The organism is uncultured Subdoligranulum sp., assembly GCF_963931595.1.
GTDB lineage: Bacteria > Bacillota > Clostridia > Oscillospirales > Ruminococcaceae > Gemmiger.
This window is the reverse complement of sequence record NZ_OZ007030.1, coordinates 1,446,877-1,471,394: the sequence shown is the minus strand read 5'-3', so window position 1 is coordinate 1,471,394 and position 24,518 is coordinate 1,446,877. Positions and strand designations below refer to the sequence as shown.

Genomic DNA, 24,518 nt, shown 5'->3' with positions numbered 1-24,518 from the left:
CTCAGTACTTTCTCCACACCATCTTGTTCACCACACCGGTGTAGCTCTGGATGATCTTGACCACCTTGTTGGATACATCCTCGGTATAGTAGGGGACGGGGATGCCGTCGTCGCCGTTGGCATTCATGGCCACAGCGGTTTCCACGGCCTGCTCCACGCCGCCGGCGCGGATGCCGGCCAGAACAAAGCAGCCCTTGTCCAGGGCTTCGGGACGTTCGGTGGAGGTGCGGATGCAGACCGCGGGGAAGGGATGCCCCACGCTGGTGAAGAAGCTGGACTCCTCCGGCAACGTGCCGGAGTCCGAGATGACGGCAAAGGCGTTCATCTGCAGATGGTTGTAGTCATGGAAGCCCAGGGGCTCATGGAGCTTGACCCGCTTGTCCAGCTGGAATCCCATGGCATCCAGCCGCTTTTTGCTGCGGGGATGGCAGGAGTACAGGATGGGCATGTCGTAGGTCTCGGCCAGATGGTTGATGGAGGTGAACAGATCGATGAAATTCTGCTCGGTATCGATGTTTTCCTCCCGGTGGGCCGAAAGCAGCATGTACTTCCGGGGCTCCAGTCCCAGGCGTTCCAGCACATCGGAGGCCTCGATCTTTTCCAGATTGGCGTGGAGCACCTCGGCCATGGGGCTGCCGGTGACGAAGGTGCGCTCCTTGGCAGTGCCCTCGGCGTTGAGGTAGCGGCGGGCATGCTCGGAGTAGCACATGTTCACATCGGCGATGTGGTCGACGATGCGGCGGTTGGTCTCCTCGGGCAGGCACTCGTCAAAGCAGCGGTTGCCGGCCTCCATGTGGAAGATGGGAATGTGCAGCCGCTTGGCGGAAATAGCGCTCAGGCAGGAGTTGGTGTCGCCCAGGATCAGCAGGGCGTCGGGTTTCTGCTCCACCATCAGGGCGTAGGACTTGGCGATGATGTTGCCGATGGTCTCGCCCAGGTCCTTGCCTACGGCGTCCAGATAAAAGTCGGGAGCCCGCAGCCCCAGGTCCTCAAAGAAGACCTGGTTCAGGTTGTAGTCGTAGTTCTGCCCGGTATGCACCAGGATCTGATCGAAATACTTGTCGCATTTTTTGATGACGGCGCTCAGACGGATGATTTCCGGCCGGGTGCCGATGATCGTCATCAGTTTTAGCTTGTTCATGAAAAAACATCCTTATTTCGTAAAATTATACCGGCAGGTAGAAGGTGTCGGGATGGTCGGGGTCAAAGCATTCGTTGGCCCACATCAGGGTGACCATCTCTTCGCTGCCCACATTCTCAATGTTGTGGGTGTATCCGCAGGGAATGTCCACCACCTGCAACTTGCTGCCGCTGACGCGGTATTCGATGATCTCCTGGCTGTCGGGGCGGCGGAAACGGATGATGCCCTCCCCCCGGACCACCAGAAACTTCTCGTTTTTGGTGTGATGCCAGTGGTTGCCCTTGACGATGCCGGGCTTGGAAATATTCACGCTGACCTGTCCGCGCTCCGGCGTGCGCAGCACTTCGGTAAAGCTGCCCCGGTCATCGCAGTGCATATTCAGATCGTAGGCAAACTGGTCGGTGGGCAGGTAGCTCAGGTAAGTGGAGTACAGCTTCTTTTCAAAGCTGCCCTCTGCCAGATAGGGCACAGCGAGACTTCCCTTGCGGGCCTCGGCAAAGCTGCGGATCAGTTCGGCCAGACGGCCCAGGGTCACCCGGTGCACCGGATGGATGCGGCAGTAGCCTTCCTCGTCGCGCTGGGCCTTGCCCTGCTGCAGGGCGTCCAGGATACAGGCGATCACATCGTCAATGTAGACCAGCGGCAGTTCGTAGGCGGGGTCCCGCACCTCGATGGGCAGATCCCGGGCAATGTTATGGCAGAACGTTGCCACCACGCTGTTGTAGTTGGGGCGGCACCACTTGCCGAAGACGCCCTCCATGCGGAAGACGTACACCGGCGCACCGGTGTTTTTCCCGTGGGCGAAGATGGCGTCCTCCGCCTGTTTTTTGCTCTTACCGTAGTCATTGTCCAGCGCGGCCTGGATGCTGCTGGTCACGAGAACCGGCGCCCGGTTGCCGCTCTCCTCCAGAAGATGGAGCATGGTGTCAGTCAGCCCGGCATTGCCGCTGTAAAATTCGCTGGGGTCCTTGGGACGGTTGATTCCGGCCAGATGCACCACAAAGGCGGCCCGGCGGCAGTAATCCGCCAGGGTTTCCACGGTGTCGTCCTTCTCAAACAGCATAAGATCACGGCAGCCCATGGCGTGCAGGGTGGCTACCAGATTGCGTCCCACAAAGCCGCCGGCGCCGGTGATCAGGATGGGCGTCGGAAGGGAAGAGTTCTCATTGGGCATTTTTGGCCAGCTCCTCCTTGATATAATCGGTGGTCATGATCTTTTCGATGGTCTGCTCCACATTCAGGCGGCGGGTGTTGTGGCTGGTGTAGTCCTCGTCCGCCTGGGTGTGCACCTGGCCCTTGACGAAGAACTTGTCGTAGTTCAGGTCGCGGGTGTCGGCTGCCACACGGAAGTAACCGCCCATATCCTCGGAACGGGTGCGCTCTTCCTTGGTCATCAGCGTTTCGTAGAGTTTTTCGCCGTGGCGGGTACCGATGATGCGGGTGCCGGTGTCGCCGAACAGCGTCTGCACGGCCTTGGCCAGGTCCCCGATGGTGGAGGCGTCGGACTTCTGGATGAAGAGGTCGCCGGGGTTGGCATGCTCAAAGGCGAACATGACCAGATCCACAGCCTCGTCCAGGTTCATGAGGAAACGGGTCATGTTGGGGTCGGTGATGGTGATGGGGTGACCGGCCCGGATCTGTTCCACAAACAGCGGAATCACGCTGCCGCGGCTGCACATGACGTTGCCGTAGCGGGTGCAGCAGATGACGGGGCCGCCGCGCTGGGCGGAGACACGGGCGTTGGCGGTAATGACATGTTCCATCATGGCCTTGGAGATGCCCATGGCGTTGATGGGATAGGCGGCCTTGTCGGTGGAAAGGCAGACTACGCGCTCCACGTTGGCCTCGATGGCGGCGTGAAGCATGTTGTCGGTACCCTCGATGTTGGTGCGCACTGCTTCCATGGGGAAGAACTCGCAGGAGGGAACCTGCTTGAGGGCCGCAGCATGGAAGATAAAGTTGACGCCGGGCATCACATCCCGCAGGCTCTGGATGTTACGCACATCGCCGATGTAGAACTTGACCTTCTCGTAGTGCTCGGGGTACTGGGCCTGCAGCTCGTGGCGCATATCGTCCTGCTTTTTCTCGTCACGGGAGAAAATACGGATTTCGCCGATGTCGGTGGTCAGAAAGTGCTTGAGCACGGTGTGGCCGAAACTGCCGGTGCCGCCGGTGATCAGAAGGGTTTTGTCTTTGAAAATGGTGCTTGCCATAAAGGCCTCCTTATTATTTCTGCGTCGGGACGCAAATCTCCTTTATAATCTTTCCTATTTTAACACATTCCTCCGGGTTTGAAAAGTGCATCCTCTTGGAAATTGCTGCTTTTTGTGGTATACTACCGTAAAAACGCAAAACGGGTCCTGTCCGGCCTGTTTCTATGAGGAGGAACCAAATTTCATGCGTGCGTATGAACGACTGCTGAACTATGTGAAAGTGTATACCACATCCGATCCCAATTCCGGGACCCACCCCAGCACGATGCGTCAGTTTGATCTGGCTCGCCAGCTGGTGGAAGAACTGAAAGGGCTGGGTCTTGCCGATGCCCATGTGGACGAGCACTGCTATGTGTATGCCACTCTGCCGGCCACTCCGGGGCAGGAGGAGGCCAAAGCGCTGGGCTTCATCGCCCATCTGGATACGGCGGACGACGCCAGCGGCGAGCATGTGAATCCCCAGATCCATCCCGACTATGACGGCGGTCCCGTCACGCTGCCTGCCACGGGGGCAGTGCTGGACCCTGAGACTTTCCGGTTCCTGAAAAATCTGAAGGGCCAGACGCTGATCACGGCGGACGGCTCCACGTTGCTGGGCGCTGACGACAAGGCTGGCGTGGCCGAGATCATGACGATGCTGGAGCGGGTGCAGGCGGAAAAGCGTCCCCACGGCAAGCTCTGTGTCGGCTTCACGCCCGATGAGGAGATTGGCGAAGGCGCCAGCCTGTTTGATGTGGCGCATTTCGGCGCGGCCTACGCCTATACGGTGGATGGCGACGACGTGGGCGAAATCAGCTACGAAAACTTCAATGCGGCAGCCGCCGTGGTGACGGTGCACGGCTTCAGCGTCCATCCCGGCAGCGCGAAAAACGCCATGCGCAACGCCCAGAACATCGCCATCGAGTTCCATCAGGCCCTGCCGGCTTTCTCCCGCCCGGAGCATACCGAGGGCCGGGAAGGCTTCTTCCATCTGACCAGTATGCAGGGCGATGTGACGCTGGCGCATCTGGGCTATATTGTGCGTGACCATGATGCCGTCAAGTTCGAAGCCCGCAAGGCGCAGATGCAGCATATTGCCGACTGCCTGAACGAGCGGTACGGTGCCGGCACGGTGGAACTGGACATCAAGGACAGCTACTACAATATGGTGGAGAAGATCAAGCCCCACTTCCATCTGGTGGAAAACGCCCGCAAGGCCATCCGCGCGGCGGGGCTGGAGCCCATCGAGGCGCCGGTCCGCGGCGGCACCGATGGCGCCACGCTGAGCTATATGGGTCTGCCGTGCCCCAACCTGGGCACCGGCGGGTTCAACTTCCATGGCCCCTGCGAGTGCATCACGGCCGAAAAGATGGACCAGAGTGTGGAAATCCTGCTGAACCTGGTGGATCTCTACAAATAAGCAACCCTTTGCAAAGTGCAGCCGGCAGAACACTGCCGGCTGTTTCTGGTTTCGGGTATACCTATTATAATAGAAACAGGGAAGCGGGCAGCCGGCATAATTTCCTCTTGACAAAGGCACACCTGCACGGGTATAATACTCATTACCGTGCAGGTGTCGTACAACGGCTAGTACATCAGCCTTCCAAGCTGAGGACGAGGGTTCGACTCCCTTCACCTGCTCCAGAAAAAAGAGCGTTGCAGCGTACACTGCGGCGCTCTTTTTGTTTGCGCGTACACGCTTTAGTACGCACTTTGATAAAAATAAAGCCCGGGCGGTGTTCCGGGCGTTTTTTGTTTGTACGCTTTTTGGATAAATATAAAAATTTTGCGCAGACAACCCTTGCTTTTGTACACTTAAGCGAAAAATGAAAAATCAAGAAAATTAGCTAAAAATATTAAGATAAATTTATTGACAATAATGGGAAACAGAGTATAATGGTACTGTTCTTTTAGCTAAATAAATTTAGGTGAAATTACGAACAGAAAAAATATTAAACCAAGGAGTGTATTCCCATGACTTTTGAAGAACTGAAGAACGTGATCGTGGAGACCCTGAACGCCGATGCCGACGCCGTTACGATGGAAGCCAGCCTGGCGGACGACCTGAATGCCGACAGCCTGGACGCCGTGGAACTGAACATGGCGCTGGAGGAAAAGTTCGGCACTGCCATTCCCGATGAGGAACTGGGCAATATGAAGACCGTGGGCGACATCTTCAACTACCTGACCGAGAACGCCTGATATTCTTCCATCTTTCAAACAGGAGGTCTTCACGCATGAATGTCAGCAAGATCTTTGCCCTCACTCCCCGGGAGCGGGCTTTTCAGCTCAAGGCGCGCCGGGATGCCGGTACCGACAATCCCCGTTGGCAGGCACCGGAATTTTTCACCTGCAAAAAATGTGAGCGCCGTGCCACGCGGCAGGTCTGGGCCAGCACGCTGTACGTCTGCCCCAACTGCGGGTATCATCACCCGGTGGGTGGGTATTATCGTCTGAGCATGGTGCTGGACCACGGCACTTTCCGGGAACTGGACGGCGAGCTGGAAGGCAAGAATGTGCTGGCATTCCCGGGCTACGACGAGAAGCTTACCAAACAGCGCGCCAAGACCGGCCTGAACGATGCGGTGGTGACAGCCTACGGCAAAATCGGCGGCATTCCGGCCGTGGTGGCGGTACTGGACAGCCGGTTCTTTATGGGCAGTATGGGCACGGCCGTGGGGGAGCGGATCACCCGCGCCGTGGAATATGCCACCAGCAAGCGGCTGCCGCTGATCATCTTCTCGGCCAGCGGCGGCGCCCGCATGCAGGAAGGTATCTTCAGCCTGATGCAGATGGCCAAGACCAGCGCCGCCATCCAGCGGTTCCAGGCCAGGGGCGGGCTGTACATCAGCTACCTGACCCATCCCACCACCGGCGGCGTGACGGCCAGCTTTGCCAGCCTGGGCGACATCACGCTGGCGGAGCCCAATGCGCTGATCGGCTTTGCCGGTCCCCGCGTCATTGAGCAGACCATCGGAGAAAAGCTGCCCAAGGGATTCCAGCGCGCGGAATACCTGCTGGACCACGGTTTTGTGGATAAAGTGGTACCCCGCGGCGAGATGAAGCAGACGCTGGTGCAGCTGCTCCAGCTGCACACACAAGGAAGGAAGCGCGGCGCATGATCAAAGACATTTTGAAGGAAGTGGAATCCCTGGACCGGCGCATTGGTGCGCTGGAACATCCCACAGTGGAGGATGAGGCGGAAAGCCAGCTGCTGGGGGAGGAAAAGGGTGCCTCGACGGAAGCGGAATCCCTGGACGAGCTGAAAGCCCGGCGGGATGCGCTGCTGGAACAGTGCCGGGAACTGACGCCGGCGGACCGTGTATTCCTGGCCCGGCATCAGGGACGGCCCCGCATTGACGAGTACATCCAGGCGCTGTTTACCGATTTCTTTGAGCAGCGCGGCGACCGGGAATGCAGCGATGATCCCAGCATCCTGGGCGGCATTGCCCGGTACAAGGGCGTCCCGGTTACCGTGATCGGCCACCGCAAAGGGTCCACACTGGAAGAAAACATGCACTTCCGGTTCGGCATGCCGGAGCCGGATGGGTACCGCAAGGCGCTGCGCCTGATGGAGCAGGCGGAAAAGTTCGGCCGTCCCATCATCACCTTTATCGATACCCCGGGCGCCTACCCCGGCAAGGAAGCGGAGGAGCGCGGCCAGGGAGAGGCCATCGCCCGCAACCTGGCGGAGATGAGCGGCCTGACGGTGCCCATCATCTCGGTGGTCACCGGCGAGGGCAGCAGCGGCGGCGCGCTGGGTCTGGGCGTGGCCAACCGGATTCTCATGCTGGAGAACGCCGTGTATTCGGTGCTCAGCCCGGAAGGCTTTGCCAGCATTCTGTGGAAGGACTCCTCCCGCAGCGGGGAAGCCTGCGAGATCATGAAGCTGACTGCCCAGGACCTTTTGGAAGACGGCATCGTGGAGGAAGTCATCCCCGAGCCTCTGGGCGGTGCGCAGCGGGATCACGAGGCGCTGTTTGCGGCTGTGGATGCCGCGCTGGAACGGCATCTGACCCAGCTGTGCAAGATGAGCGGCAAGGCACTGGCCGACCAGCGGTACAAAAAGTACCGCCAGATCGGACTGTGAGAAAAACGGATCGAGGGAGCTTATGGAAGGTTTGCAGCTGATTGCCACCGGCGGGGCGCTGCCCGGCCGTGTGGTGACCAACGAGGATTTGAGCAAGCTGGTGGATACCAGCGATGAATGGATCACCACACGCACCGGCATTCGGCAGCGTCATTTCTGCTCGGAAGGGGAGACCGCCGCCACGCTGGCCATTGCGGCCGCACGGCAGGCACTGGAGCGCAGCGGGCTGCAGCCGGAACAGATCGGCTGCTGTGTCTGTGCCACCCTGTCCGGGGCGTATGCCACCCCCAGCACCGCCTGCCTGGTGCAGCATGAACTGGGCCTGGCGCAGGATATCCCGGTACTGGATGTAAATGCCGCCTGCTCCGGCTTTATCTATGGGGCCGCTGTGGCCCGGGGCCTGCTGGCCACCCGCCCGGAGGACAGCCGGCGCTATGCGCTGGTGATCGGGTGCGAACAGCTTTCCCGCCTGATGGACATGACCGACCGCAACACCTGTGTGCTGTTCGGCGACGGTGCGGGCGCCGTACTCTTTGAACTGGTGGACGGTGTGGACTTCGCGGTGGATCTGGGCGCCCGGGGCGATATGGCCATTGAAACGCCGCCCTGCGGGCCCATTCGGATGGACGGCCGGGCAGTGTTCCGCTTCGCGGTGGAAGCGCTGCCCCGCACGCTGGAGGCGGTGCTGGAGGCCACCCACCACACGCTGGACGATCTGGACTGGGTGGTGTGCCACCAGGCCAACAGCCGTATCATTGACCACTGTGTGAAAAAGCTGAAGGCCGACCCCGAAAAATTCTACAAGAATATGGACCGCCATGGCAATACCAGTGCCGCCAGCATTCCGGTGGCGCTGAATGAATTGTATGAGAACGGCCGCCTGCAGCCGGGCATGCGTCTTGCCTGTATCGGCTTTGGCGGCGGCCTGACCTGGGGCGGTATGTTGCTCACTGTGAAAGGAAGCGTCGTATGAAACTGCTGAACGAGATTCTCGGTACCCGGTATCCTCTGATTCAGGGCGGCATGGCCAACATTGCCACCGGCGAATTTGCCGCCGCCTGCGCCAACGCCGGCGCGTTGGGTCTGATCGGTTCGGGCGGTATGAATACCGATTCGCTGCGGGAGAATATCCGCCGCGCCAAACAACTCACCGACAAGCCGTTCGGCGTCAACATCATGCTGATGCATCCCCAGGCGGATGCGTTTGCCCAGATCGTGGTGGAGGAAGGCGTCCGCTTTGTCACCACCGGCGCGGGCAACCCCGGCAAGTACATGGAGAGCTGGAAAAAGGCCGGCATCACGGTGATTCCTGTGGTGGCGGCTGCGGTGCTGGCCAAGCATCTGGTCAAATGCGGCGCGGATGCCGTGATCGCGGAGGGTACCGAGAGCGGTGGCCATGTGGGCGAGATGGCCACCATGGCGCTGGTGCCCCAGGTGGTGGATGCCGTGGATGTGCCCGTCATTGCGGCGGGCGGCATCGCCGACGGCCGTCAGCTGGCGGCAGCCTTTGCGCTGGGCGCCTGCGGTGCCCAGATCGGCACCTGCCTGCTGGTCTCGGAGGAATGCCCCATTCATCCTAACTACAAGGCGGCACTGATCAAGGCGAAGGACAGCGACACCATCGTCACCGGCCGCATCGGCGGCACCCCGGTCCGGGTGCTGAAAAACCGGATGAGCCGGGAGTATGTCCGCCAGGAAAAGGCCGGTGCCGACAAGATGGAACTGGAAAAGTACACGCTGGGCAGCCTGCGCCGCGCCGTGTTTGACGGCGATACCGAGACGGGCAGCCTGATGGCCGGTCAGGTGGCCGGCATGCTCAAGGGCGTGCGCCCCGTGGCTGACATTCTCGACGAGATGATGACCGACTGCCGTACCCGTCTGCAAGAGATGGGCCAGATGAAGGTATAAAAGGAGTACATCAGGATGAAACTCGCATTTTTGTATGCCGGCCAGGGCAGCCAGCACGCCGGGATGGGCGCCGATCTGTACGAGGCGTCGCCGGTTTTCCGCAAAGTCTTTGATGAGGCTGACTCGGTACTGGATTTTGATCTCAAGACCACCTGCTTCGAGGATCCCCAGGGGGTCATCAACCTGACCCGTTACACCCAGCCCTGCATGGTGGCCTTCGCCGCCGGTGTGACGGCCATGCTGGCGGATGCCGGCATCCGCCCCGACTACGCGGCGGGCCTTTCATTGGGCGAGTACTCGGCGCTGGAATGTGCCGATGTGCTGGACGCCAAGAGTGCTGTGGAGCTGGTGGCCTTCCGCGGCCAGGCCATGGCCAAGGCGTCCGAGGGCCTGGACTGCGGCATGACCGCCGTCCTGATGCTGGACCGCGACAAGCTGCAGGCCTGCTGTGAGGAGGCTTCCTCCCTGGGCGTGGTGCAGATCTGCAACTACAACTGCCCCGGCCAGCTGGTTATCGGCGGGGAAAAGGCTGCCGTGGACCGCGCTGCCGAACTGGCCAAGGAGGCGGGCGCCAAGCGCTGCCTGCCCCTGAAAGTCAGCGGCCCCTTCCACACCATTCTCATGCATCCGGCCGCCGTGGCGCTGGCCGAGCGGTTCCAGACCGTGAAGTTTGCGCCCATGCGCATGCCGGTGCTCTTCAACTGCCTGGGCCATGAAAAGGCTCCCGCGGATTCCATTGCCGATCTGCTGGTGCGGCAGGTCCAGAGCAGTGTGTATCTGGAGGACACCATCCGCCGTCTGGCGGACCTGGGTGTGGACACCGTGGTGGAAATCGGACCCGGCCATACCATCAGCGGGTTCGTGAAGAAGACGGTGGGCAGTACCATCCGCTGCCTGAACATTGAGACGGCTGCCGACTTTGAAAAGGCTGTGGCAGAACTGAAGGAGGTCCAGGCATGAGCGAGGAACAGGGAATGCGCCGCGCGGCGCTGGTCACCGGCGGCGGCCGCGGCATCGGCCGGGCCATCTGCCTGGCGCTGGCCAAGGCAGGCTTTGATGTCTGTGTCAACTATGCGTCCAGCTCGGCTGCGGCGGAACAGACGGCCGCCGATTGCCGGGCACTGGGCGTGCAGGCCATTACGCAGCAGGCGGATGTGACCGATCCCGCCCAGTGCCAGAGCCTGGTGGAGGGCGCGGCCCAGACCTTCGGGCGTCTGGACGTGCTGGTCAACAACGCTGGCGTCACAGCCGACAAGCTGATCCTGCGCATGAAGGAAGAAGACTTCGACAAAGTCATCAATGCCAACCTCAAGGGGGCGTTCTTCTGCAGCAAGACCGCCTGCAAACTGATGATGCGCCAGCGGTATGGCCGGATCATCAACCTCAGCAGCGTGGTGGGCCTGCACGGCAACGCCGGGCAGAGCAACTACGCCGCCAGCAAGGCGGGACTGATCGGCCTGACCAAGAGCCTGGCCAAGGAGTTCGCGGCCCGGGGTGTGACCGTCAACGCGGTGGCGCCCGGTTTTATCGATACGGATATGACCGCCGCCATGTCCGACGCGGCCAAAACGGCGGCGCTCGGCGCTGTCCCGGCAGGTCGCATCGGCCGCGCCGAGGAAGTGGCCCAGGCGGTGGCCTTCCTGGCCAGCGAAGAGGCCTCCTACATCACCGGCCAGGTGCTGTGTGTGGACGGCGGTATGGGCATGTAAAACAGCGGGGGGCGCGGTAGCGGTCATGTTGTGCGGCGGTCCGCGCCGGTTTGGTTTGAACGGTAACGATAGATACGGAAAGAGATAGCGAGGTTTCCTATGGAAAAACGCAGAGTTGTGATTACCGGCCTTGGCACGGTCAACCCCACCGGCAATACGGTGGCGGACAGCTGGGCGGCGGTGCGCCGCGGTGTGTGCGGCGTCGGGCCCATTACCCATTACGATACCACCAACAGCAAGGTCAAGCTGGCGGCGGAGGTCAAGGACTTTGACCCCACCGTCCGGATCGACAAGCGGGAGGCCCGCAAGATGGCCCGCTTCACCCAGTTTGCGGTGGTGGCTGCCGCGGAGGCCATGGAGGATTCCGGCCTGGATCTGGAGCATACCGACACCAGCCGTTTTGCCACCATCATTTCCAGCGGCATCGGCGGCCTGCCCACCATCGAGGAGGAGCACGCCAAGGGGGAGGCCAAGGGCTTTGACCGTGTGAGCCCCTTCTTTGTGCCCATGTCCATCGCCAACATGGCGGCGGGCCAGGTGTCCATCCGCTTTGGTCTCAAGGGCATGTGCACCAGCCCGGTCACGGCCTGTGCCGGCGGTACCAACGCCATCGGTGATGCATTCCATCGCATCCGGGACGGCTATGAGGACCTGGCCATCTGCGGCGGTGCGGAGAGCTGCATCAGCCCTCTGGGCGTGGGCGGTTTCACCAGCATGAAGGCGCTCAACACCACCGAGGACCCCGCCCGTGCCTCCATTCCCTTTGACGCGGAACGCGGCGGCTTTGTCATCGGCGAAGGTGCCGGCATCCTGGTGCTGGAGGAACTGGAACACGCCCTGGCCCGCGGCGCCAGGATTTACGCTGAAGTGGTGGGCTATGGCGCCAACTGCGATGCCTATCACTTCACGGCGCCGGCACCGGGCGGCGCCGGCGGTGCCGAGTGCATGCGCCTGGCGCTGCGCGACGCTGACCTGGCCCCGGAGCAGATCGGATACATCAATGCCCACGGCACCAGCACCCACCTGAACGATGCCTGCGAGACGGCGGCCATCAAATCGGTGTTCGGCGACTACGCCTATCAGCTGCGCATCTCCAGCACCAAGTCGATGACCGGCCATCTGCTGGGCGCCGCCGGCGGCGTGGAGGGCGTCTTCACGGCGCTGGCCCTGCGGGACGGCTATCTGCCGGCTACCATCGGCCTGAAGGTGCCGGACCCTGAGTGCGACCTGAACTACCTGCCCAACGAGGGCGTGGAGGCTCAGGTAGAATACGCCCTGAGCGACAGTCTGGGCTTTGGCGGGCACAATGCCTGCGTGATTTTCAAGCGTTGGGAGGGCTAAAGAATGGCGATTGTGGCCAATGACCCGCCGCGGACCCTGAACGCGGTGCAGATTGCGGAGATCCTGCCCCACCGGTACCCCTTTGCGCTGGTGGACCGGATCACCGACTATACGCCCGGCCAGTGGGCGCGGGGCATCAAGTGCGTCAGCATGAATGAACCCTTCTTCCAGGGCCATTTCCCCGGCCAGCCGGTGATGCCCGGTGTGCTGATTCTCGAAGCACTGGCCCAGTGCGGCGCCGTGGCGGCCCTCAGTGAAGAGGGCGCCAAGGGCAAACTGGCCCTGTTCGGCGGTGTCAAGAATGCCCGGTTCCGCCGTCAGGTGGTTCCCGGGGATGTGCTCACGCTGGAGTGCGAGCTGGTGGAGCGGCACGGCCCGCTGGGCATCGGCAAGGCGACGGCCTGGGTGGACGGCGTGCGGGCCGTCAACGCCGAGCTGACTTTTGCCATTGTGGATCGGGAGTCTTCGCAGGGATGAACACCTGTAAACAGGGCTGGTCAAATGGTGCAAAATGTGGTATACTGATCCATAACAATGCGAAAGGTCTGCGTGTACGGCTGCGCCGTCCGAGACTGCCGGCTGCAACGGCCCGTACCCCGGACCTTCAGGAGGTTTTTGCCATGTTGGATCAGGCGTTTGAGCAAGTGTATACCAAGTTTAAACTGCACTTTTACCGGCAGGTATTCAGCAAGTTTGAAAATCGGGAGGCAACGCTGACGACGGTGGAATCCTTCTGCATGGAAGTCATCATGGCCCTGGGACATCCCACCATTGCGGAGTTCTCCAACATGATGAATCTGTCCACTCCCAACGCCGCCTACAAGATCAACAATCTTGTGAAGAAGGGATATGTGGAAAAGGTGCGCTCCACCACCGACAAGCGGGAATACCACCTGTATCCCACCCGGAAGTATGTCGATTACTACAACATCAGTTATGCCTACCTGCAGCGGGTCGTGGACCGGGCCAAACAGCGTTTTGCCCCGGAGGAGCTGCAGAAGCTGGAGGAGATGCTGCGGGTCGTGTCGGAAGAACTCATGCCGGAGATCCAGCTGCCGAAGGCGGGACCGGCCGCAGCGGAATCGATGCCCTGACGGTAAAATCTGCCATTTTTCCTTGTCGTATATGGAATACGGACGGACAGCACGGGCTGTCCGCCCGCTTTTTTCGTAGGGAGAGGCCATAGATTTTTTACAGCTTGCACCCTTGACAATGGCACGGACAGGCCCCATAATAAAAATGATACGATGGAGAGGAGAATACGGATGATGCGCGTCATTGCCGGAACCGCACGCGGTAAAAATTTGCAGGCTCTTCCGGGGGAGGACGTTACCCGTCCCACCATCAACCGGGTCAAGGAGGCCATGTTTTCCAGTGTACAGTTTCTGGTGCCGGGGGCACGGGTGCTGGATCTCTTTGCAGGCAGTGGCCAGCTGGGGATTGAGGCACTGTCCCGCGGGGCCAGGAGCTGTATCTTCCTGGACCGTTCCCCCGAGGCCCTGGCAATCGTCACGGCCAACTGCAAGACGGCCGGGGTGGACCGGCAGAGCGATATCCGCCACGGGGAGGCGCTGGGTTTCCTGGCCAACATCCGGGGGCCCTTTGACCTGGTACTGCTGGACCCGCCTTTCCGGCAGGACCTCGTCGGCCAGGTGCTGCCTGCCCTGCAGGACAAGCTGGCGGCCGGCGGGGTGATCCTGGCGGAAACCGAGCGCGAGGCGGAACTGCCCGAACGGGTGGGAACGCTGGTCCGCACCAAACAGTATTATTACGGCAAGATTATGGTCAGCCGGTACGAGAGAGAGGAACAGGCATGAACGTAGAGGAATTGCTGGATTTGATGGAAGAAACGCTGGAAGCGGGCACGGCTGTTCCGTTTGCGGCGGGCAAGCGTGTGGTGGATGTGGACCGCATGCGGGATATCATTGATGAAGTGCGCAACAATCTGCCCGACGAAGTGCGGGAGAGCAAGAAGATCGTCAACGAGCGCGAGCAGATCCTGAAGAACGCCCATGTGGAGGCGGAAGGGGTCATTCAGCAGGCGGAAGAGCGCGCCCGCGCCATGGTCAGCGAACAGGAGATCGTCAAGCGCAGCCAGCAGCGTGTGGTGGAGATTCTGACCGCGGCCCAGACGCAGAACAAGGAGATCAAACGTCAGACTTCGCTGTACTGTGAGGAGGTCCTGAAGCAGTCCGAGGAGGCTCTGGTGAAGAGCCTTTCCAGCGTGAAGAACGCCCGGATGAATCTGCGCAGTATGCCCACCCGTCCGCAGCGCGGCACGAAAAAGTAACGAAAACACCGAATCAGCAGGCACCCGTTCCCTTGAAAGAGGGAGGCGGGTGCCTGCTTTTTGTATGCCCGGAGAAAAGGCCCTGCTTTTTCTGCACGTTTTTCCCCACCGGTTACACATCTGTGAAAATTCCGCTGGCAGCGAACTTTTTGGGGCTGCGGGCTTGCTTTTTGCCTCCTGAAATGGTAGACTGAATGTATCGCAGTGGGGAGAAGTGGAGAAGTTGACCTGAATAATGGTTGAAAGTGGGTAGTTTTCCACCCTTTCCACAGAGTTTTCCACAGACCCAACGCGACAACGTAAAAAAACCTGCGGAAAGTTTGTGCAAACCGTCGAAAAACCGGAGGGGAGGGAAACAGCATGCTCGTAGGGCAGTACGATTACGCCATCGACGCCAAGGGTCGGCTGAATTTCCCCGCCCGGTTCCGGGATGCCATGGGGGAGACCTTCATCGTCACCCGCTGGCTGGATCATTGCCTGGCCGCTTTCCCCACCGAAGAATTTGAAAAAGTCGCCGCCAAGATCGAGGAAAAGGGTCTGGTCAAGGGCCGCAAGGTCAGCCGGATGCTCTACGCCTCGGCGGTGGAAGTGACCCCGGACAAGCAGGGGCGGATCCAGCTGCCCGCCAAGCTGCGGGAGTATGCGGGCCTCGATCACGATGTGACGATCATCGGCAACCGCAGCTTTGCGGAGATCTGGGATACCGCCGCCTGGAACGGCGATCAGGCCACCAGCGATGAGGACTTCACCGCTGCGATGGAGGAACTGGACTTTTAAACGATAGGTAGTTGACACCATGGAATTTTCTCACATACCCGTGCTGCTGCAGCCCTGCCTGGATGGGCTGGCCATTGATCCCACCGGAATTTATCTGGACGGAACTGCCGGCGGGGCAGGGCACAGTATGCAGATTGCAAAACGTCTGACCACCGGGCGCCTGATTTCACTGGACCAGGACCCGGATGCGGTGGCAGTTGCCACCGAAAGGCTCAAGGGCCTGCCCGCCCAGGTGGTACAGGCGAACTTCCGCGATGCGGCGCGTGTGCTCGCGGACCTTTCCATCCCGGCGGTCAACGGGGCCTTGCTGGATCTTGGCGTATCCAGCCATCAGCTGGACGATGCGGCGCGCGGTTTCTCCTACCACGCCGATGCGCCGCTGGACATGCGTATGAGCCAGCAGGGCCCCACCGCCGCAGACCTTGTCAACACCCTGGACCGTGAAGAACTGACGCGCATCCTGCGCGACTATGGCGAGGAACCCTATGCCTGGCAGATTGCCGGCAGGATTGTCACCGCCCGGGCGGAGCAGCCCATCACCACCACCCTGCAGCTGGCGGAACTGGTGGCCTCGGCGGTGCCCCCGGCGGAGCGCCGTAAGGCAAAAAATCCCGCCCGCCGCACCTTCCAGGCCATCCGCATTGCGGTGAACTCGGAGCTGGACGCCCTCAACGAGGGGCTGGATGCCATTTTCGGCTGTCTGGCGCCCGGCGGCCGGCTCTGCGTGATCACCTTCCACAGCCTGGAGGACCGGCTGGTCAAGAACAAATTCCGCCGCTGGGCACAGCGGTGCACCTGCCCGCCGGAACAGCCAATCTGCACCTGCGGCGGCGTTCCCAAAGCGAAACTGATTACCCGAAAACCCATTGAAGCGGACGCGGAAGAGCTGGAGCACAACCGCAGAGCCCGCTCGGCCAAACTGAGAGTGTTGGAGAAAGTATAACGAGGCAGTATTCATGACAACTGTTGTATTGCATACCGGTCAGACCGCACCCAAGATGGAGCGTCCGCGTCCCCGCGTTCGGGTGGTGCAGGGCGGACGGCACGGCCTGAACCGGGCCCGTCACCTGGCGGCCTCCACGCTGAATGTGCTGGCGGTGGCGCTGCTGCTGGGTCTGGTCGTCAGTGTGGTGTACAGCCAGGCGAAGATCACCGAGCTGAACGGCCAGATCAATGACACCAAAACCCAGCTCACCGCGGCGCAGAGCGAATATGACTATCTGGCCACCCAGATGAGTAATATTACCAGCCGCGCCAGCTTGCAGCAGGTGGCGGAGGGTCAGCTGGGACTGGTACAGGTGGACCCCAGCCAGATCACCTACGTCCAGCTGGAGGACCAGAGCGTCATTGCGAAGACGACCAGCAGCGCTCAGCTGCTGCTGTCCGATGTGCGCACGGCGGCCCTCAATCTGCTGGGCAGCCTGAACCCGTAAACAAAAGAATCTATGTGGCAACGAGCCTTTTTACCAACGGCGGGAACGCCGCGCGTAAAAAGGCTCGCGGCCGCAATCAGGGAAATATTTCTCCAAAGGGAGTCGCCGATGTCCAATCCAGTCAACCGTCCCAATCCGCATTTCCGCGCCCAGGTACTGCGGCGCACTTTGATCGCCATTGCCATCTTCCTGATCTTTTTCTTCGGCATCCTGATTTACCAGCTGTATGCGCTGCAGCTGCGGGATGCAGAGCTGTACCGCACCGAGGCGGTGACCCAGCAGATGCAGGATACCGAGCTGCCGGCAACCCGCGGTTCCATCTACAGCGCCAACGGCAAACTGCTGGCCAAGAGCAACACGGTGTGGAATATCATTGCCAATCCGCTGCAGTCCCAGAAAAACGGTGCCACCACCGCCCAGCTGCAGCAGGCGGCCGAAGAGATCGCCACGCTGCTGGATGACGGCACGACAGCGGACAGCATCTTCAGCATCCTGACGGCCACCAATGCCAACGGAGAACTCTACGAGTACCGCGTGGTGGCGAAGGGCGTGGAAAAGCCGGTGGCGGATGCCATCCTGGAATACTCCATGAATTACCGCACCGACCCGCCGGCGGGGGAGGAGCAGGGCTACCGGATCGTGGTGCTCTCCACCGAACAGGCCTCCACCCGCAGCTATCCCTACGGGGCGTTTCTGTCCTCGGTGCTGGGCTTCTGCAACGGGGACGGTTCCGGTGCCTACGGACTGGAAAAGTCCTACGACGATGTGCTTTCCGGCACGCCGGGGCGCAGCATTGCCGAGACCAACGTCAGCGGGGAAGTGCTGGCCAATGCCGAGGCGGAAGTCTACCCGGCCATTGACGGCAACAACCTGAACCTGACCATCGACGAGAACGTGCAGGCCATTGTGGAGGAGTACCTGTCGGAGGCCATGAACACCTTCAGCGTCCACGGCCGGGGCAGTGCCATTGTGATGAACGTCAAGACGGGGGCCATCCTGGCCATGGCGTCGATGGAGCAGTTTGATCCCAACGACCCCTACACCATCTACGATGAGAAGATGCAGGCGATCCTCGACAAGGAAGAGCTGGAGGATGAGGACATCGACTGGCTCAAGAGCCGCCTGGGCGAGGATGAGGTGGCCGATATCATCGCGGACGGCAAGATCAGCCGGGAAACCACCACCGACGAGGAAGGCAACACGGTGAGCAGCGAATATACCCAGCTGCAGGGTATGATGCGTGAGGCCCAGTGGAAGAATAAGAACATTACCGAGCTGTATATGCCCGGTTCGGTATTCAAACTGATCACGGCCTCTGCGGGCCTGGATTCCGGCATCATGACGGCCGGACAGACCTTCTACTGCAGCGGCGAACTCACCGTCAATGCCGGTTCGGTATGGGAGCACACCTACCATTGCGCAGAGAACAAGGCCCACGGCCAGCTGGATATGGCGGGCGCCCTGAACCACAGCTGCAACCTGTGGTTCATCCAGGCGGCACAGACGCTGCAGCCCACCGTGTTCTATGACTATATCCAGGCCTTCGGCTTCACCCAGACCACCGGCATCGACCTGCCCAACGAGACCCGCTGGACCAGCGTCTACGATGCCGAGCAGATGGCCCAGGTGGACACCAACCTGTACACGGCGGCTTTCGGCCAGAATGAGGCCATTACCCCGATGCAGATGGCCACAGCGGTGGCGGCGGTGGCCAACGGCGGCTACCTGGTCACCCCCTATGTGGTGGATTCCATCACCGACAAGGATGGCAACGTGGTGCAGAAAACCGAGACCAACATCCGCCGTCAGGTGATTTCCGAGGAAGTCAGCCAGCAGATCCTGGCCATGATGGAGTGCAGCGTGGACCCCAACAGCCAGACTTCCGACGGATACCACTCCAACAAGAATGCCTACGTGGCGGGCTACCGCATCGGCGGCAAATCCGGTACGGCGGAACGTACCGACCGGGAGCTGCGCTACGACGGCGACTACTACAAGACCATGAGCTTTGCCGCGGTGCTGCCGGTGGATGATCCCGAAATCGAAGTGTTCGTGGTGCTGGACGATCCCCGCTGGGTGCGTGACTACGCCAGCGAAGTGGTGGCCCCGGTGGTGGGCAACATCATCAGTGAGGTGGCGCCCTATCTGGGCATCGAGCAGGACCCCAACTACAACCCCAGCGGTACCGTTACGGTGCAGACCTGTCTGGATTATACCTGGACCACGGCCCAGGTCACCCTCAATCAGCTGGGCCTCAAACATAAGCTGATCGGCGACAACGGCACCATTGTCTACCAGTATCCCTACGGCGGCAGCAAGGTGCCGGTGGGCTCCACCGTCTACCTGTATACCCAGAGCGACCAGGACGCCATGACCACTGTGCCGGACGTGGTGGGCAAGAGCGGCAGTTTCGCCGAGCAGATGCTCCGGGCAGCCAACCTGAATGTCCAGTACGAAGGGGACAGCGGCGGCAAGGTGACAGCACAAAGCGTGGCGGCCAATACCAGTACCGCCTACGGTACCATCATTACGCTGACAATGGAGTCCTCGGATACTGCCCAAGACACCGAGCCGGCGGCCGAAGAAAGCGCTTCGGCGGCGGAATCCGAATCCACGGATGCCGCCCAGAGCGACAGCCAGGCGTGAGACGACGCCATTTTTCCAAGCAATCTGAAGGAGGCATCTCTATGCAACCCATCCCTGCCAATGAACTGCTGGCCGGCCTGACGCTGGCCGAACCCATTTCCATCCGGGCGGTGGTCACCGACAGCCGCAAGGTGGAGCCGGACTGTGTCTTTGTCTGTTTCCCCGGGGAACGGGTGGATGGACACACCTTCGCCGCCGGTGCCTATCAGAACGGCGCGGCTTATATCATTGCCAATCACCCGGTGGAGGGCGTCCCGGCGGACCGCACCGTGGTGGTGCCGGACAGTGCCCTGGCCATGGTCCGCATGGCTTCCAACTACCGTATGCTGTTCAGTCCCCGCATCATCGGCGTGACGGGCAGCGTAGGCAAGACCACCACCAAGGAATTCTGCTATGCGGTGCTGTCGGCTTTCGGCAACACCCTCAAGACCGAGGGCAACCAGAACAACGAGATCGGCGTGCCCAACACGCTGTTCCGTCTGGAAAACGCCACCGAGTACGCGGTGGTGGAGATGGGGATGGACCATGCCGGCGAGATTGAGCGCCTGACCCGCTGCGTGCGGCCCTCGGCGGGCATCATCACGATGATCGGTGTCTCCCATCTGGAAAATCTCGGCACCCGGGAGAATATACTGAAAGCAAAGATGGAAATCTGTGCAGGCCTGCCGGATGGTGCGCCGCTGGTGCTCAACGCCGACAATGACCTGCTGCCCACCGCCCAGGTGCCCAACCGGCTGCGGGCGGTCTGGTTCGGCATTGAGAAGGAGGCGGATGTCCGGGCCACGGACATCAAGACCGGGGCACAGGGGACCACCTTCACGCTGGTGGACCGGGAAAACGGTACGTTCCCGGTTTCCATCCCCACGGCTGGTGTGCACACCGTCTACGATGCGCTGGCTGCCTACGCAGCTGCCACGCGGCTGGGCCTGGACCCGGCGGCCTGTGCTGCGGCGCTGTCCCGCTACGAGACCACCGGCATGCGCCAGCATATTGTGGAAAAGGGCGGCGTGACCGTTGTGGAGGACTGCTACAATGCCAGCCCCGACAGCATGAAGGCGGCCATCTCGGTGCTGAAGGCGCTGCCCAACCGGCGCAAGATTGCGCTGCTGGGCGATATGCTGGAGCTGGGAGATGCCAGCGAGGAAGGCCACCGCCATACCGGCGAATGGGTGGCCGAAGCGGGCATTGATGTGCTGATCGCCTACGGCCCGCGCAGTGCGGTGATGGCCGAGGCAGCCAAGGCCGGAGGCGTAACAACTGTGCATTGCCAAAATGCCCAAGAGGTGCTACAATGTCTACAGCAATTTGTACAGCCCGGTGACGCGCTGTTGGCCAAGGCCAGCCATGCGATGAAGCTGGAAGAGCTGTTGCAGGAGTATTACACTGGATTGCCACAGGCGTGACGGCTTCCCATGCAGTCGCGCCGAGAAAAGATGAGTTTTTTGGAGGAATGACTGCATGGAGCAAACTGTCTCCTATATGCTGGCGGCTTCGGCGGTGGGCGGTTTTGCCGTCACGGCTGTGACCTGCTGGCTGCTGATCCCTGCCTTGCACCGTCTGCATTTCGGGCAGACCATCCGCGAGGAGGGCCCCACCTGGCACAACAAGAAAAACGGAACCCCCACCATGGGCGGCCTGGGCTTTATCTTCGGCATCCTGGTGACGCTGGGCGTTGTCTGGGCAATGTTCCAGGGGCAGGCGCCGGAGGTGCTGGGCCCGCAGCAGATGGCTGCCGGCATGATGGTGCTGTTCCTGGCTTTCGGGTCCGGCCTCATCGGCTTTCTCGATGACTTCATCAAGGTCATCAAGCATCGGAACCTGGGCCTGACCGCGTGGCAGAAGATTGTCTTCCAGGTGGCGGTGACCGTGGGATTCATGATCGGTCTGCACAGCCTGGGCCTGCTTTCCACCCAGGTCATGCTGCCGGTGGCCGGCGCGGTGGATTTCGGAATCCTCTTCTATCCCATCGCCTTCTTCGGCATCATCTTCCTGGTGAATGCCGTAAACCTGACGGACGGGCTGGACGGCCTGTGCACCGGCGTGACCTTTGTGTCCATGCTGGGCTATCTGCTGGCCGGCAGTCTGCTGGGCTTTGTGCACGTGTCGCTGATCGCCTCGGCCACGGCGGGCGCCTGCGCCGGGTTCCTGATCTGGAACTTCTATCCGGCCAAGGTGTTCATGGGCGATACCGGCAGCATGTTCTTCGGCGGACTTGTCACGGCGCTGGCCTTTATCATGGACCGGCCCGAACTGGTGCTGTTCTTCGGCATTGTGTATATCTGGGACGCCATGACGGTGGTCATCCAGCGCGTCTATTTCAAACTTACCCACGGCAAACGGATCTTCAAGATGACACCCATCCACCATGCCTTTGAGATGCGCGGCTGGCGAGAGGTCAAGATCGACGGCTTCTTCGCCCTCATCGCGGCCATCGGCGTGGCGCTGGGCATCCTGTATATCTGTCTCGTTTGACCGTGCCCCTTGGGTGCGGTGTCTTCCCGGCACGCCCCGAAAGGAGGGCCTTCCCCTTGCAAAATACATCCCTCAGTCTTCTGGCCCTGATTCTGGACCGCTCGGTGGGTAACATCATCCGCATGCTGCGGGTGATCCGGCTGCCCAAGGCGGAGCGCGGCCCGGTCTCCTGGGGCTTTGTGGGCACGCTGGCCGTCACGCTGGCCTACGGGCTGATCATGCTGTTTTCGGCCAGCTATTCCAGCGGCTACACCAAATATGGCGATATCTACCACTTCATCAAACCCCAGGCCATCGTCGCGGTGGTGGGGTTTGCCGCCATGCTGTTCATGTCGCGCATCAACTACCGCGCCCTGCGCTATCTCAACGAGACCTTTTATTTTGTGACACTGGTGCTGCTGGTGGTGGCACTGTTCATGCCCAGCGACAGCAACGGTTGTTACCGCTGGGTGTATTTCCCGGGTGGTATGTCGCTGCAGCCGTCCGAGATGGCCAAGTTCGCCATCATTCTCGGCACGGCGGACGCCCTGGACAAACACAAAGAGAAAATCAAGAATCCCATCTACGGCATCCTGCTGCCAGCTTTGCCGCTGGTCCCGGTGCTGATTCTGCTGCGTCTGGAACCCCACAACTCGGCCATGCTGCTGATGTGCGCCATCTTTGCCACCATGCTGCTCTGCGCGGGCGGCGGCGGTGTCTGGCTGTTTGCAGCCGGGGGCCTGGGGGCAGCCGGCGGCCTGGCGTTCTATAATTATCTGCAGTCCAGCGGCGGCTACGCGGCCGAGCGGCTGGGCGGTGTGTGGGGTCTGACCCCCACCGACACCGCCAACATGCTGTGGCAGACCCGGCAGAGCGTCTATGCCATCTGCACTGGCGGGCTGTTCGGTGTGGGAATCGGCAACAGCGTGCAGAAGCACCAGTGGCTGCCCTACGCCGAAAACGACTTCATTTTCTCGGTGGTCTGCGAGGAGCTTGGCTTCGTGGGCGCGCTGGCGCTGATTCTGCTCTTTGCGGCCATCATCGTGCAGGGCATTCTCATCGCCCTCAATGCGCCGGACTTTTTCGGCGCCTTGCTGGGCATCGGCATTACGGCCCAGGTGGCCTGGCAGGTGTTCTGCCACATTGGTGTGGCCACCGCATTGCTGCCCAATACCGGCATCAGCCTGCCGTTCTTTTCGTCGGGCGGCACCAGTCTTTTGCTGCTTCTGGGTGAGATGGGTGTACTGCTCAGCATATCCAGAGCGGGTAATGCACGGATGGAAGCGCGTCAAAAGCAGCACCAGGCCGAGATCGACCGGAAGCTGGGACGCACACCGCGCCGCCCGGTCTATCGCCGCCAGAGTACCTGATTACATAACGGGAAGAAAAGGGGAGAGTGTATGCGTGTTCTGATTGCTGCCGGCGGCACAGCCGGCCATATCAACCCGGCACTGGCCATCGCAGGGGCCCTGAAGGCAGCGGATCCCACTGCCGAGATCCATTTTGCCGGCCGCCGCGAGGGTATGGAGTATGGTCTTGTCACCAAGGCCGGGTACCCATTCCATCACATTGAGATCAACGGCTTCCAGCGCCGCCTGAACGCCGAAAATGTCGTGCGCAACGTGGTGGCGATCTGGCATCTGGCACTTTCCGGCCCGCGCACCCGGAAAATCCTCGATGAAGTGCGGCCGGATCTGGTCATTGGCTGCGGCGGCTATGTCAGCGGTCCCATTGTGCGGGCGGCTGCCAAGCGCGGCATCAAGACGGCCATCCACGAACAGAACGCATTCCCCGGAGTGACCAACAAGCTGCTGGCCAAGGATGTGGATCTGGTTCTGGCAGCCAGCGCCGACGCGGTAGAAAAACTGGGTGCGCCGGATAAGACCTTTGTGGTGGGCAACCCCGTCCGCCCGGAAGTGCTGACGGCGGACCGGCAGGCAGCCCGTCAGAAGCTGGATGCGGGAGACCGCACGGTCATTCTTAGCTTTGGCGGCAGCCTGGGAGCGGACCGCATCAATGAAGTGGTGGCCGACCTGTGTGCCTGGGAAAAGCAGCAGGGGGCCAATGTACTGCACCTCCATGCCACCGGCAAACGCGGTGTCATCCTGTTCAATCGTCTGGAGCGGGAAAAGGGCTTTGCGCCCGGTCCCAATCTGGTCGTCACGCCCTATATCAACAATATGCCCCAGCTGCTGGCAGCGGCGGATCTGGTGATTGCCCGCTCCGGCGCGCTGACGCTGGCGGAACTGGAAGCGGTGGGCCGCGCCTCGGTGCTGATCCCCAGTCCCAATGTGGCGGAAAACCACCAGTATTACAATGCACTGGAGCTGGAAAAGGCCGGCGCCGCGGTGGTGATCGAGGAAAAGAACCTGACCGGGGAAAAACTCATTGATACCGTGCAGAAACTGCTGGGCACACCGGGCAAACTGGCAGAGATGGGCCAGAATGCCAGGAAACTGGGCAACCCGCACAGCCTTGAACTGATCACCGAAAAACTGTTGAACCTTGTAAAGTAAAAAACCTTTACCCCAAGTCATTAT

Annotated in this window: 24 protein-coding genes and 1 tRNA gene; 22 read left to right on the top strand and 3 right to left on the bottom strand. The window is 61.0% G+C overall.

Features of this window, described 5'->3' with window-relative positions; all coding sequences use genetic code 11:
• Position 1: 1 nt before the first annotated feature.
• From wecB to ABGT73_RS07035, 3 genes are read right to left on the bottom strand one after another with little or no spacing between them, the layout of a single operon-like run.
• A complete protein-coding gene (wecB, locus tag ABGT73_RS07045; protein ID WP_346669089.1) occupies positions 2-1,141 on the bottom strand; it encodes a non-hydrolyzing UDP-N-acetylglucosamine 2-epimerase in 1,140 nt (379 codons plus the stop codon).
• 25 nt (positions 1,142-1,166) lie between these two features.
• Positions 1,167-2,315, bottom strand: coding sequence for an NAD-dependent epimerase/dehydratase family protein (locus ABGT73_RS07040; protein WP_346669088.1), 1,149 nt, complete (start codon positions 2,313-2,315; stop codon positions 1,167-1,169).
• Positions 2,305-3,354, bottom strand: coding sequence for a polysaccharide biosynthesis protein (locus ABGT73_RS07035; RefSeq protein WP_346669087.1), 1,050 nt, complete (start codon positions 3,352-3,354; stop codon positions 2,305-2,307). The genes ABGT73_RS07040 and ABGT73_RS07035 overlap by 11 nt, the downstream gene beginning before the upstream one ends.
• 184 nt (positions 3,355-3,538) lie before the next feature.
• Here ABGT73_RS07035 and pepT point away from each other — a divergent pair, with 184 nt between their 5' ends.
• The 22 genes from pepT (at position 3,539) to murG (ending at position 24,494) form a co-directional block, all read left to right on the top strand.
• Positions 3,539-4,753 carry a peptidase T gene (gene pepT, locus ABGT73_RS07030; protein WP_346669086.1) on the top strand — a complete coding sequence of 405 codons (1,215 nt, stop codon included), beginning with the start codon at positions 3,539-3,541 and terminating at the stop codon, positions 4,751-4,753.
• Between the two features lie 149 nt (positions 4,754-4,902).
• Positions 4,903-4,977, top strand: a tRNA-Gly gene (locus ABGT73_RS07025).
• 330 nt (positions 4,978-5,307) lie between these two features.
• The gene (gene acpP, locus ABGT73_RS07020) at positions 5,308-5,535 is read left to right on the top strand and encodes an acyl carrier protein (RefSeq protein WP_346669085.1); all 228 of its coding nucleotides are present in this window, start codon (positions 5,308-5,310) and stop codon (positions 5,533-5,535) included.
• Between the two features lie 35 nt (positions 5,536-5,570).
• Entirely contained in the window at positions 5,571-6,455 is an 885-nt protein-coding gene (gene accD, locus ABGT73_RS07015; protein ID WP_346669084.1) for an acetyl-CoA carboxylase, carboxyltransferase subunit beta, read from the top strand.
• The gene (locus ABGT73_RS07010) at positions 6,452-7,423 is read left to right on the top strand and encodes an acetyl-CoA carboxylase carboxyltransferase subunit alpha (RefSeq protein WP_346669083.1); all 972 of its coding nucleotides are present in this window, start codon (positions 6,452-6,454) and stop codon (positions 7,421-7,423) included. The genes accD and ABGT73_RS07010 overlap by 4 nt, the downstream gene beginning before the upstream one ends.
• 22 nt (positions 7,424-7,445) lie before the next feature.
• Positions 7,446-8,396 (top strand): beta-ketoacyl-ACP synthase III, encoded by a 951-nt coding sequence (locus ABGT73_RS07005; protein WP_346669082.1) that lies wholly within the window; start codon positions 7,446-7,448, stop codon positions 8,394-8,396.
• Complete coding sequence (locus ABGT73_RS07000; RefSeq protein WP_346669081.1) at positions 8,393-9,331, top strand: nitronate monooxygenase; 939 nt, start codon at positions 8,393-8,395, stop codon at positions 9,329-9,331. The genes ABGT73_RS07005 and ABGT73_RS07000 overlap by 4 nt, the downstream gene beginning before the upstream one ends.
• 15 nt (positions 9,332-9,346) lie before the next feature.
• Complete coding sequence (fabD, locus tag ABGT73_RS06995; protein ID WP_346669080.1) at positions 9,347-10,291, top strand: ACP S-malonyltransferase; 945 nt, start codon at positions 9,347-9,349, stop codon at positions 10,289-10,291.
• Entirely contained in the window at positions 10,288-11,040 is a 753-nt protein-coding gene (fabG, locus tag ABGT73_RS06990) for a 3-oxoacyl-[acyl-carrier-protein] reductase (RefSeq protein ID WP_346669079.1), read from the top strand. Before fabD ends, fabG begins: the two co-directional genes overlap by 4 nt.
• A gap of 99 nt (positions 11,041-11,139) precedes the next feature.
• Positions 11,140-12,381 carry a beta-ketoacyl-ACP synthase II gene (fabF, locus tag ABGT73_RS06985; protein ID WP_346669078.1) on the top strand — a complete coding sequence of 414 codons (1,242 nt, stop codon included), beginning with the start codon at positions 11,140-11,142 and terminating at the stop codon, positions 12,379-12,381.
• Between the two features lie 3 nt (positions 12,382-12,384).
• Positions 12,385-12,858 (top strand): 3-hydroxyacyl-ACP dehydratase FabZ, encoded by a 474-nt coding sequence (gene fabZ, locus ABGT73_RS06980; RefSeq protein WP_346669077.1) that lies wholly within the window; start codon positions 12,385-12,387, stop codon positions 12,856-12,858.
• Positions 12,859-13,001: 143 nt separating this feature from the next.
• Positions 13,002-13,475 carry a MarR family winged helix-turn-helix transcriptional regulator gene (locus ABGT73_RS06975; RefSeq protein WP_346669076.1) on the top strand — a complete coding sequence of 158 codons (474 nt, stop codon included), beginning with the start codon at positions 13,002-13,004 and terminating at the stop codon, positions 13,473-13,475.
• 171 nt (positions 13,476-13,646) lie between these two features.
• Positions 13,647-14,198 (top strand): 16S rRNA (guanine(966)-N(2))-methyltransferase RsmD, encoded by a 552-nt coding sequence (rsmD, locus tag ABGT73_RS06970; protein ID WP_346669075.1) that lies wholly within the window; start codon positions 13,647-13,649, stop codon positions 14,196-14,198.
• Entirely contained in the window at positions 14,195-14,671 is a 477-nt protein-coding gene (locus ABGT73_RS06965) for an ATPase (RefSeq protein WP_346669074.1), read from the top strand. Before rsmD ends, ABGT73_RS06965 begins: the two co-directional genes overlap by 4 nt.
• Positions 14,672-15,031: 360 nt before the next feature.
• Positions 15,032-15,448 (top strand): division/cell wall cluster transcriptional repressor MraZ, encoded by a 417-nt coding sequence (mraZ, locus tag ABGT73_RS06960; protein WP_346669073.1) that lies wholly within the window; start codon positions 15,032-15,034, stop codon positions 15,446-15,448.
• A gap of 19 nt (positions 15,449-15,467) precedes the next feature.
• Positions 15,468-16,391 carry a 16S rRNA (cytosine(1402)-N(4))-methyltransferase RsmH gene (gene rsmH / locus ABGT73_RS06955; protein ID WP_346669072.1) on the top strand — a complete coding sequence of 308 codons (924 nt, stop codon included), beginning with the start codon at positions 15,468-15,470 and terminating at the stop codon, positions 16,389-16,391.
• A gap of 13 nt (positions 16,392-16,404) precedes the next feature.
• Positions 16,405-16,881, top strand: a complete 477-nt coding sequence (locus ABGT73_RS06950; protein WP_346669071.1) for a hypothetical protein — start codon at positions 16,405-16,407, stop codon at positions 16,879-16,881.
• 108 nt (positions 16,882-16,989) lie between these two features.
• Positions 16,990-19,527 (top strand): penicillin-binding transpeptidase domain-containing protein, encoded by a 2,538-nt coding sequence (locus tag ABGT73_RS06945; protein ID WP_346669070.1) that lies wholly within the window; start codon positions 16,990-16,992, stop codon positions 19,525-19,527.
• Positions 19,528-19,568: 41 nt separating this feature from the next.
• Entirely contained in the window at positions 19,569-20,930 is a 1,362-nt protein-coding gene (gene murF / locus ABGT73_RS06940; protein ID WP_346669069.1) for a UDP-N-acetylmuramoyl-tripeptide--D-alanyl-D-alanine ligase, read from the top strand.
• Positions 20,931-20,985: 55 nt separating this feature from the next.
• Positions 20,986-21,999, top strand: a complete 1,014-nt coding sequence (gene mraY / locus ABGT73_RS06935) for a phospho-N-acetylmuramoyl-pentapeptide-transferase (protein ID WP_346669068.1) — start codon at positions 20,986-20,988, stop codon at positions 21,997-21,999.
• Positions 22,000-22,055: 56 nt separating this feature from the next.
• Positions 22,056-23,348, top strand: a complete 1,293-nt coding sequence (locus tag ABGT73_RS06930) for an FtsW/RodA/SpoVE family cell cycle protein (RefSeq protein ID WP_346669067.1) — start codon at positions 22,056-22,058, stop codon at positions 23,346-23,348.
• A 30-nt stretch (positions 23,349-23,378) separates the two neighbouring features.
• Positions 23,379-24,494, top strand: a complete 1,116-nt coding sequence (murG, locus tag ABGT73_RS06925) for an undecaprenyldiphospho-muramoylpentapeptide beta-N-acetylglucosaminyltransferase (RefSeq protein WP_346669066.1) — start codon at positions 23,379-23,381, stop codon at positions 24,492-24,494.
• Positions 24,495-24,518: the final 24 nt, after the last annotated feature.

What these genes read in the sequence shown, in the direction of transcription:
- ABGT73_RS06950 (WP_346669071.1), top strand. Translation starts at nt 16,405, where the DNA reads ATGACAACTGTTGTATTGCATACCGGTCAGACCGCACCCAAGATGGAG.
- murG (WP_346669066.1), top strand. Translation starts at nt 23,379, where the DNA reads ATGCGTGTTCTGATTGCTGCCGGCGGCACAGCCGGCCATATCAACCCG.
- ABGT73_RS06965 (WP_346669074.1), top strand. Translation starts at nt 14,195, where the DNA reads ATGAACGTAGAGGAATTGCTGGATTTGATGGAAGAAACGCTGGAAGCG.
- mraY (WP_346669068.1), top strand. Translation starts at nt 20,986, where the DNA reads ATGGAGCAAACTGTCTCCTATATGCTGGCGGCTTCGGCGGTGGGCGGT.
- fabD (WP_346669080.1), top strand. Translation starts at nt 9,347, where the DNA reads ATGAAACTCGCATTTTTGTATGCCGGCCAGGGCAGCCAGCACGCCGGG.
- ABGT73_RS07010 (WP_346669083.1), top strand. Translation starts at nt 6,452, where the DNA reads ATGATCAAAGACATTTTGAAGGAAGTGGAATCCCTGGACCGGCGCATT.
- wecB (WP_346669089.1), bottom strand. Translation starts at nt 1,141, where the DNA reads ATGAACAAGCTAAAACTGATGACGATCATCGGCACCCGGCCGGAAATC.
- murF (WP_346669069.1), top strand. Translation starts at nt 19,569, where the DNA reads ATGCAACCCATCCCTGCCAATGAACTGCTGGCCGGCCTGACGCTGGCC.
- accD (WP_346669084.1), top strand. Translation starts at nt 5,571, where the DNA reads ATGAATGTCAGCAAGATCTTTGCCCTCACTCCCCGGGAGCGGGCTTTT.
- fabF (WP_346669078.1), top strand. Translation starts at nt 11,140, where the DNA reads ATGGAAAAACGCAGAGTTGTGATTACCGGCCTTGGCACGGTCAACCCC.
- rsmD (WP_346669075.1), top strand. Translation starts at nt 13,647, where the DNA reads ATGATGCGCGTCATTGCCGGAACCGCACGCGGTAAAAATTTGCAGGCT.
- ABGT73_RS07000 (WP_346669081.1), top strand. Translation starts at nt 8,393, where the DNA reads ATGAAACTGCTGAACGAGATTCTCGGTACCCGGTATCCTCTGATTCAG.
- acpP (WP_346669085.1), top strand. Translation starts at nt 5,308, where the DNA reads ATGACTTTTGAAGAACTGAAGAACGTGATCGTGGAGACCCTGAACGCC.
- ABGT73_RS06945 (WP_346669070.1), top strand. Translation starts at nt 16,990, where the DNA reads ATGTCCAATCCAGTCAACCGTCCCAATCCGCATTTCCGCGCCCAGGTA.
- fabZ (WP_346669077.1), top strand. Translation starts at nt 12,385, where the DNA reads ATGGCGATTGTGGCCAATGACCCGCCGCGGACCCTGAACGCGGTGCAG.
- ABGT73_RS07040 (WP_346669088.1), bottom strand. Translation starts at nt 2,315, where the DNA reads ATGCCCAATGAGAACTCTTCCCTTCCGACGCCCATCCTGATCACCGGC.
- ABGT73_RS07005 (WP_346669082.1), top strand. Translation starts at nt 7,446, where the DNA reads ATGGAAGGTTTGCAGCTGATTGCCACCGGCGGGGCGCTGCCCGGCCGT.
- pepT (WP_346669086.1), top strand. Translation starts at nt 3,539, where the DNA reads ATGCGTGCGTATGAACGACTGCTGAACTATGTGAAAGTGTATACCACA.
- rsmH (WP_346669072.1), top strand. Translation starts at nt 15,468, where the DNA reads ATGGAATTTTCTCACATACCCGTGCTGCTGCAGCCCTGCCTGGATGGG.
- mraZ (WP_346669073.1), top strand. Translation starts at nt 15,032, where the DNA reads ATGCTCGTAGGGCAGTACGATTACGCCATCGACGCCAAGGGTCGGCTG.
- ABGT73_RS07035 (WP_346669087.1), bottom strand. Translation starts at nt 3,354, where the DNA reads ATGGCAAGCACCATTTTCAAAGACAAAACCCTTCTGATCACCGGCGGC.
- fabG (WP_346669079.1), top strand. Translation starts at nt 10,288, where the DNA reads ATGAGCGAGGAACAGGGAATGCGCCGCGCGGCGCTGGTCACCGGCGGC.
- ABGT73_RS06975 (WP_346669076.1), top strand. Translation starts at nt 13,002, where the DNA reads ATGTTGGATCAGGCGTTTGAGCAAGTGTATACCAAGTTTAAACTGCAC.